Consider the following 7,571-nt stretch of genomic DNA (forward strand, 5'->3'; position numbering starts at 1 on the left):
CCGGACCGCCGCCGCACTGACGCGGCTGTCAGGCGTGTCAGTGCGGCGTCAGGGCGGTGTCCGGGCGGTGTCCGGGCGCCCCCGCACTGTGGTCGCATGACGACTTCAGCCATTACCGCCTCCGGCCTCCGGAAGGCCTACCAGGACACCGTGGTGCTCGACGGCATCGATCTGGAGGTCCCCGCGGGGACGATCTTCTCCCTGCTCGGTCCGAACGGCGCCGGCAAGACGACGACGGTCAACGTGCTCACCACGTTGATCAAGGCCGACACCGGAACGGTCCGGGTCGCCGGGTACGACGTCGCGACCGAGGCCAAGGCGGTCCGCGCCGCGATCGGCGTCACCGGCCAGTTCGCGGCGGTCGACGAGCTGCTGACCGGCCAGGAGAACCTGCAGCTGATGGTGGACCTGAACCGGATCCCCACCGGCGACGGCAGGAAGGTCGTCGCCGGGCTGCTGGAACGGTTCCAGCTGACCGAGTCGGCGCAGAAGCCGGTCTCGACGTACTCCGGCGGCATGCGCCGCAAGCTCGACCTCGCGATGACGCTGGTCGGCAACCCGCGGATCATCTTCCTGGACGAGCCGACGACGGGTCTGGACCCGCGCAGCCGGCGGACGATGTGGGCGATCATCCGCGACCTGGTGGCCGACGGCGTCACCATCTTCCTCACCACGCAGTACCTCGACGAGGCCGACCAGCTCGCCGACCGGGTCGCCGTCCTCGACCATGGCCGCCTGGTCGCGCAGGGCACGCCCGACGAGCTCAAGCGCCAGATCCCCGGCACGCACGTCAGGCTCCGGTTCAGCACCGCCGAGGAGCTCGACGCGGCCGCGCGGATCATGCCGGAGTCCACCCGGGACGACGACACCCTGACGCTGCAGGTGCCGAGCGACGGCGGGACGAAGTCGGTGCGCGGCCTGCTGGACCGGCTCGACGAGTACGCCCTCAGCGCCGAAGAGTTCTCCGTCCGGACCCCGGACCTGGATGACGTTTTCCTCGCCCTCACGGGCCACACCACGGAGGTAGCCGCGAAGTGAAGTCCCCGTCGATGGTGATGTTGCGCCGCAACGTCAAGCACATCGCCCGGAACCCGATGACCGTGTTCAACGCGGTGCTGATGCCGGTCGTCGTCATGCTGATGTTCGTGTACGTGTTCGGAGACGCGTTCAGCGTCGGCGTCGACTACGTCGACTACGCCACCCCGGGCCTGCTCCTGCTGGCCGTCTGCTACGGACTCGGGTCGGTGGCGGTGTCGGTGAACTCCGATATGACCAAGGGCATCATCAATCGGTTCAAGGTCATGGACGTCCCGCGCAGCGCGGTGCTGACCGGTCACGTGATCGCGAGCCTGCTGACCAACCTGCTCGCGATCGCGGCGATCATCGGCGTCGCCTTCCTGCTGGGATTCAGCCCGTCGGCGAGCGCCCTCGACTGGCTCGGCGTGATCGGCGTCGTCGCCCTGCTGGGATTCGCGGCCGGCTGGCTGACGATCGCGCTGGGGCTCGCGGCCAAGTCGCCGGAGACGGCGGGGCTGGCCTCTGTGCCGCTGGTCATGCTGCCGTTCTTCAGCAGCGCGATCGCGCCGACCGACACGATGGGCCCGGGTGTCCGGCAGTTCGCGGAGTACCAGCCGTTCACGCCGATCATCGAGACCCTGCGCGGTCTGCTGAACGGTACGCCAACCGCCGGCGACGTCGTCCCCGCGATCGCCTGGTGCGCCGGGATCGCCCTGGTCGGCTACCTGTGGGCGTCGTCGACCTTCACGAAGCGAGCGTGACCGCGACCAACTCGCGCCAGTCCGCCTCCGTACCCTCCTGCGTCGCCTCGGTGAACCGCGTGTCGCCGAGGCGGCGCCGTACTTCCTGCTCGATCCGGTCCACATCCGGGTTGGAGCGATCCCGCAGACCGGCCACGGTCGTGCCCGCCGCGAGCAGACGGGCCGCCTGCTCGAACTGCTCCTGTCGCAGCGCGAGATCCGCGATCCCGACCAGCGCGCTCGCCAGCATGAGCACGGACCCGACCTGATTCACCGCCTCGACGACAACGGAAAAGTGCTCGCGGGCCTGGGTCAGGTCTTTGGCGAGGTAGCCGTGCAGTTCGGCGATCACGCCGCGGACACCGGCCCGGTCGGCAGTCTTCGCCAGCCTGGCCGACGCCACCCCGAGCTGCCGGCTCGCCTCCTCGTTGTCGCCGATCCAGCGCGCCAGCTCGGCCTTGGCGAGCGCGAGCTCGGCCAAAGCCTCCGGCCAGGCGACCTGTCCCGCGACCCGCTCGGCGTCGGCCATGGCCGCCGTACTCGCGCCCTCGTCGCCCGACAGCCAGTGCAGCTGCGCCAGCCGCGCATGCAACCGCACCGCGTCCTCGGTGGCGCCGACCTCTTCGACGACCGCGTTCGCTTGTTCGTAGTACTCCCGGGCGCTCCCGAACTCACCACGTACGGCGATGCGGTCGGCCAGCTCGGTCAACGCGAACGAGATCACCCACCGCTCGCCGATCGCGCGGCCCTCGGCAAGCGCCTGCGCGAGATGGCCGTCCGGCTCCGGACCGCCGTCGCCTTGATGGATCCGCAGCTTGCCGAGCTGCAGTCTGGCCAGCGCGCGGACCCAGGGGTCGTCATCGGTGAGCAGCTCCTCGAACGCCGGAACGTGCGTGTCCGGCGCCGCCAGCAGGCGCTCCATCGCGCCGGCGAACCGCACCGCCGGGTGCGGGCTCTCGACACCGCGGCTGACCCGGTACACCTCGTGAATCCACTCGGCCGCCTCGTACTGATCGCTCCGCCCGGAGACCACGAAACCGACGACGAACGAGTAAACGACGGCCTTGACCTCGTTGGGGACCTCGCCGGGCAGGGCGGTGGCCGCCATCAGCAGCTCGTTCGCCTCGGTCTTGTGGCCGCTGAGCCACCAGTACCAGCACGCCGCTCCAGCGAGGCGCATCGCCCCTTCGGCCTCGCCGGCCGCCAGGGCACCCCGCATGGCGGCGGCGATGTTGTCGTGCTCGGCCCCCAGCACAGCGAGCCACTCCAGTTGCTCGGCGCGGCGCAGATGCGGGTCCGCGGTCTCGGCGAGCTCGGTGAAGTACCCGAGGTGCAGCTGCCGGGCAAGCTCCGACTCACCCGCTTCCTCGAGCCGCTGAACGGCGTACTCCCCGACCATGCCGAGCATCCGGTAGCGCGGCGCTTCGTGGCCCTCGGCAACCACCAGGGACTTCTCGGTCAGCGCGGTCAGCAGCTCCAGTACGTCGCGCGCGTCGACCTCGTCACCGGCGCAGACGTGCTCGGCCGCTTCCAGGCTCGCACCACCGGCGAACACCGAGAGCCTGCGAAGCACCACCCGCTCGGCGTCGCTGAGCAACTCCCAGCTCCAGTCGATCACGGCTCGCAGCGTCCGGTGCCGCGGCAGAGCGGTGCGGCTGCCACCGGTGAGCAGCCGGAACAGGTCGTCGAGCCGGTTGGCGAGCTGGTCGAGAGTCATCGTGCGCAGCCGGGCGGCGGCGAGCTCGATGGCCAGCGGCATCCCGTCCAGCGCCCGGCAGACGCGAGCGATGGTCGTCAGTGTGGCGGCGTCCCGGCCGAGATCCGTGCGTACGGCGCCCGCCCGGTCCCGCAGCAGCTGAACCGCCGGTGAGGCCTCGATCTCGCGCGGATCGGCGTTCTCCGCAGGCAGGATCAGCGGCACCACGTGCCACAGCGTCTCGCCGGTGATCCCGAGCGGCTCCCGGCTGGTCGCCAGGATCCGCAGCCGCCGGCACTCGCCGAGCACCCGGTGCGCGAACGTCGCCGCCGACTCGATCACGTGCTCACAGTTGTCCAGGACCAGCAGCATCTCCCGATCGCCGATCGCGGTGATGACGCGTTCGGCCGGCTCCGCGTCCGGTGCTCCGCCGAGCAGCGCGTCCCGGTGGCCGAGCGCGGCGAGCGCGGCCTGCGCCACGTCGTCATCGGCGCCGATGGCCGCGAGCTCGACCATCCGGACCCCGTCCGGCAGATCGCCGAGCAGCGTCCGAGCGGTCTCCGAGGCGAGCCTGGTCTTGCCGGAGCCGCCGGGGACGATCAAGGTGGTGAGCCGGTGACCGGTGACGAGCTCGCCGACCGCGGCGACGTCGTCGTCCTTGCCGACGAAGCTGGTCAGCTCGGCGCGCAGGTTGGACCGCGGACTCTCCGTCCGGCGTCCCAGCTCGCCGCGCAGCAGCGCGACGTGCAGGTCGGCCAGCTCCGGTGAGGGATCGACGCCCAGCTCGTCGGCCAGCGTGTTCCGCGTCCGTTCGTACACGAGCAGGGCTTCGGAGTCGCGGCCGGACGCGACCAGCGCGCGGATCAGGGCGCCGACGAGCCGTTCGCGGACCGGGTGCGCGGCGACCAGGTCGGTCAGTTCGGAGACCAGTTCTGCACCGTGGCCGAGGCTGATCTCGGCGTCGAACCGATCCTCCATCGCGGTCAGGCGGAGTCGCTCGAGCCGGGTCGCCGCCGCGTCGAACGCCGTACTGTCCTGCAGGCCGACGTCCTGCATGGCCGGACCGCGCCACAAGGCCAGGGCCTCGCGCAGGCGGCGGAGCCGCTGGGATTCCTCGCCGGCGCGGACCGGTCCGACGAGGTGCTCGAACCGGACGGCGTCGACGGCATCGGGCTTGACCTTCAGCCGGTAGCCGTCGGTCTGGCCCTCGACCGAGCCCTCCGGCAGCACCTTGCGCAGCCGGGAGACCAGTCGTTGCAGGGCGTTCGCCGCCTCGGCGGGCGGGTTCTCACCCCAGATCCAGTCGACGAGTGTCGCCTTCGGGACCACCTGGTTCGGTTCGAGTGCGAGGGCGATCAGCAACGCACGCAACCGGGCGCCCGGTACGCCGGCGAGGTCGCCGTCGTCGGTGCGTACCTCGAGGGCTCCGAGCATCCGGATCTGCACTTGGGTGATTGTGCCACGGGCCATCGGGAGCTTCGGCTGGCGTGGATCAGGCGTCGCGCCGGGCCTCGATGAGGTCGAGGTCGCGGACGGCGTACCGGTGGTGTTCCCATTCTTCTTCGAGGATCACGCGCAGGCAGGAGAGGATGGTCTCCGGGTGCTGCGGCGACCACGGGTTCGTGCGGGCCGCGGCCAGGTCCTCCGGGGTGACCGTGGCGAGGAAGTCGCGCACCATCGCGGTGCGACCCGCGCGGGTCTCGAGCACCTCGTCGTACGACGGGATGTCCGTGGTGAAGATCGACATGTCCAGGCCGTCCTCCTCGGCGTCGGAGTTCGCCAGCCCGAGCGGGTGGTACGGCTGCTCGAGCTCGCGGATCGCGCGGCCCAGCCAGGTGTCGGTGGCCATGACCAGGTGCCGCAGGGTCTGCGCGAACGACCACTCGCCGGCCACCGACACGTCGACCGTGCCGGCGGGCATCGCCGCGACGCGCTCGAGCGTGGCCGCCCAGGTGCCCTCGAGGGCCGCCCATGCCGCGCGGAGACCGGCCGGATCCGTCGCGCGCCGATCCTCACGGCCGGGGAAGCGTCGGTTGAGCTCGGCCTCCACGAACGGGATCACGTCGACCCCGTTCACCCGCAGGAAGTTCTCGCCGTCAGGCAACCACGGCGCGTCGATCTCTGTCCGCCGTACCTCGACCCCCCGCATCACCACGTCGGTCAGATCAGCTCCGACGAACCGCGCGTTACTCAGGTTGGTATCCCGGAACTCCGCCCTCCGCAGGTCGTCGGAACGAGTGAAGGTTGCCATCGCGTCTCCTCCGTTCAGCGTTGGCCCGAGCGTAGAGGCGGGCTGCGACAGTTTCACCGGGCGTCAGCTGACGGCCTTCCTGATGAGGGTGGTGAGTTGTTTCTCGACGGCGGGGGTCAGCTTGGTGAGGGCGTAGGCGACGGGCCAGAAGTCGCCGTCGTCGAGGTTGGCGGGGTCGTTGAAGCCGAAGGTCGAGTAGCGGGACTTGAACTTGCCGGCGACCTGGAAGAAGCAGACGTTCTTGCCGTTCAGGTAGTACGCGGGCATTCCGTACCAGAGCTTCGGCTTCAGCTCGGGGGCGTTCTCCTTGATCAGCTCGTGGATCCGCTGGGCCATCGCGGCCTCGTCCTCCGGCAGCTCGGCGATCTTCTCGAGGACGGCGGTCTCGTCGTCGACGTTGCCGGCCCGGGAGGACTTGAGCTCGCGGGCGCGCTCCTTCATCGCGCCGCGTTCCTCCTCGGTGAAACCGTCGTACGACTTGTCCTCAAAGGTGCTGGTCTTCTTCGCCGCGGGTGCCATGAGCTTGTCCTGTCTGTGTGGTCCGTCCTGGTGCTCTCAGACTAGGGAGCCGGCATCCGCCGGGGCTTCTCGAATCCTGATCGATCCGGCCGCGTCGAGGGCGGCCGCCGTCGCGGCGCTGCCGGCGGGGAGCAGCGGGAGGCGGACATGCGGGCTGGGGATGCGGCCGTGGGCGGCCAGGACGGCCTTGATGACCGCGGGGTTGGGCTCGGCGAAGAGGGCTCGGGACAGCGGCAGCAGCGCGTGGTGGAGGCGACGCGCGTCGTCGTCCGGGCTGCCGCACCAACTGGCGACGAGGTCAGCGTAGGCGCGGGTGGCCACGGTGGCGCTGGCGAGGATCGCGCCGGTCGCTCCGAGCGCCAGCAGGGGCGCGGTGTAGAGATCGTCACCAGCGAGTACGGCGCAATCGGCCGGCCGCGTGCTCAGGAAGTCCATCGTGGCCTCGTCGATGCCGCCGACGGGATGCTTGAATCCGGCAACGTTGGGGATGCGCGCAAGCCGCCCGAGAGTGTCCGCTCCCAGGGACCGGCCGGTCCGGCAAGGGACGTTGTAGACGATCAACGGGACCGGGCTGGCCGCCGCGAGCCGGCGGAAGTGCTCGACGACGCCGTCCTCGGACGGGCGGGTGTAGTACGGCACGACGGTGAGCGCGGCGGCGGCCCGCGGATCGAGTTCGGTGAGCGCCTCGATCGAGCCGGCGGTCGAGTTCGACCCGGTGCCGACGATCAGTTGCGCGCCGTGCTGCTCGCACGCGCCGGCGCAGATCTCGGCAATCCTCCGACGCTCCGCGGCCGTCAGCGTGGCCGGTTCGGCAGTGGTGCCCAAGGCAACGATCCCGGCCGCGCCGTCGTCGAGTACGGCGTGCGCCAACGCCTCCAGCGCTTCGGCGGCGAGTTCGCCGTCGGCGGTGAACGGCGTGACCAGGGGAACGAAAAGACCCGTGAATGACATGTCTCCGACGATCACCCAGGTCGCTTCGTCAGGTCCAGTTCGCTTTCCTGTCGCCGAGCGTAAGCTGAACTTATGCTCGATGTCCGCAGACTCCGTCTCCTCCGTGAACTCGCCCACCGCGGCACGATCGCGGCCGTCGCGGAGGTTCTCGCCTACACCCCGTCGGCGGTGTCGCAACAACTCACCGCTCTGGAGCGCGAGACCGGCGTACCGCTGCTGGAACGGACCGGACGGCGGGTGGTGCTGACGGCGGCGGCACGTGCTCTGGTCGAGCGCACCGAGGAGATCCTCGCGATCCTGCAGGAGGCCGAGGCCGGATTGGCCGCATCCTCGACAACTCTGATCGGGACTCTGCGGATCGGCGTGTTCCCGACAGCGGTGCCGACGATTCTGACGC

At 70.4% G+C, this 7,571-nt stretch carries 7 protein-coding genes; 3 read left to right on the forward strand and 4 right to left on the reverse strand.

The features are described 5' to 3' along the window. Positions 1-96 precede the first annotated feature (96 nt). Both E1218_RS22035 and E1218_RS22040 read left to right on the forward strand, forming a co-directional pair. On the forward strand, positions 97-1,038 hold the full coding sequence (locus E1218_RS22035) for an ATP-binding cassette domain-containing protein (protein ID WP_132323105.1): 942 nt from the start codon (positions 97-99) through the stop codon (positions 1,036-1,038). Beyond that, positions 1,035-1,778 carry an ABC transporter permease gene (locus E1218_RS22040; RefSeq protein WP_132323107.1) on the forward strand — a complete coding sequence of 248 codons (744 nt, stop codon included), beginning with the start codon at positions 1,035-1,037 and terminating at the stop codon, positions 1,776-1,778. Before E1218_RS22035 ends, E1218_RS22040 begins: the two co-directional genes overlap by 4 nt. Here the strand turns inward: E1218_RS22040 and E1218_RS22045 are convergent. From E1218_RS22045 to dapA, 4 genes are all read right to left on the reverse strand, one after another. Then, positions 1,762-4,899, reverse strand: coding sequence for a BTAD domain-containing putative transcriptional regulator (locus E1218_RS22045; RefSeq protein ID WP_132323109.1), 3,138 nt, complete (start codon positions 4,897-4,899; stop codon positions 1,762-1,764). The genes E1218_RS22040 and E1218_RS22045 overlap by 17 nt on opposite strands. Before the next feature lie 46 nt (positions 4,900-4,945). After that, complete coding sequence (locus E1218_RS22050; protein ID WP_132323111.1) at positions 4,946-5,704, reverse strand: DinB family protein; 759 nt, start codon at positions 5,702-5,704, stop codon at positions 4,946-4,948. Positions 5,705-5,767: 63 nt separating this feature from the next. Next, positions 5,768-6,223, reverse strand: coding sequence for an iron chaperone (locus E1218_RS22055; RefSeq protein ID WP_132323113.1), 456 nt, complete (start codon positions 6,221-6,223; stop codon positions 5,768-5,770). Positions 6,224-6,259: 36 nt separating this feature from the next. Further along, the gene (dapA, locus tag E1218_RS22060; RefSeq protein WP_132323115.1) at positions 6,260-7,174 is read right to left on the reverse strand and encodes a 4-hydroxy-tetrahydrodipicolinate synthase; all 915 of its coding nucleotides are present in this window, start codon (positions 7,172-7,174) and stop codon (positions 6,260-6,262) included. A 72-nt stretch (positions 7,175-7,246) separates the two neighbouring features. On the opposite strand from dapA, the gene E1218_RS22065 reads away from it, so the two are divergent. Next, a partial coding sequence (locus tag E1218_RS22065) for a LysR family transcriptional regulator (protein ID WP_132323117.1) occupies positions 7,247-7,571 on the forward strand: 325 nt, incomplete at its 3' end.

Origin of the sequence: Kribbella turkmenica, assembly GCF_004348725.1 — a bacterium.
GTDB classification, from domain to species: domain Bacteria; phylum Actinomycetota; class Actinomycetes; order Propionibacteriales; family Kribbellaceae; genus Kribbella; species Kribbella turkmenica.

Coding starts and splice junctions, on each gene's coding strand:
- E1218_RS22035 (WP_132323105.1), top strand. CDS start 97: ATGACGACTTCAGCCATTACCGCCTCCGGCCTCCGGAAGGCCTACCAG.
- E1218_RS22050 (WP_132323111.1), bottom strand. CDS start 5,704: ATGGCAACCTTCACTCGTTCCGACGACCTGCGGAGGGCGGAGTTCCGG.
- E1218_RS22055 (WP_132323113.1), bottom strand. CDS start 6,223: ATGGCACCCGCGGCGAAGAAGACCAGCACCTTTGAGGACAAGTCGTAC.
- dapA (WP_132323115.1), bottom strand. CDS start 7,174: ATGTCATTCACGGGTCTTTTCGTTCCCCTGGTCACGCCGTTCACCGCC.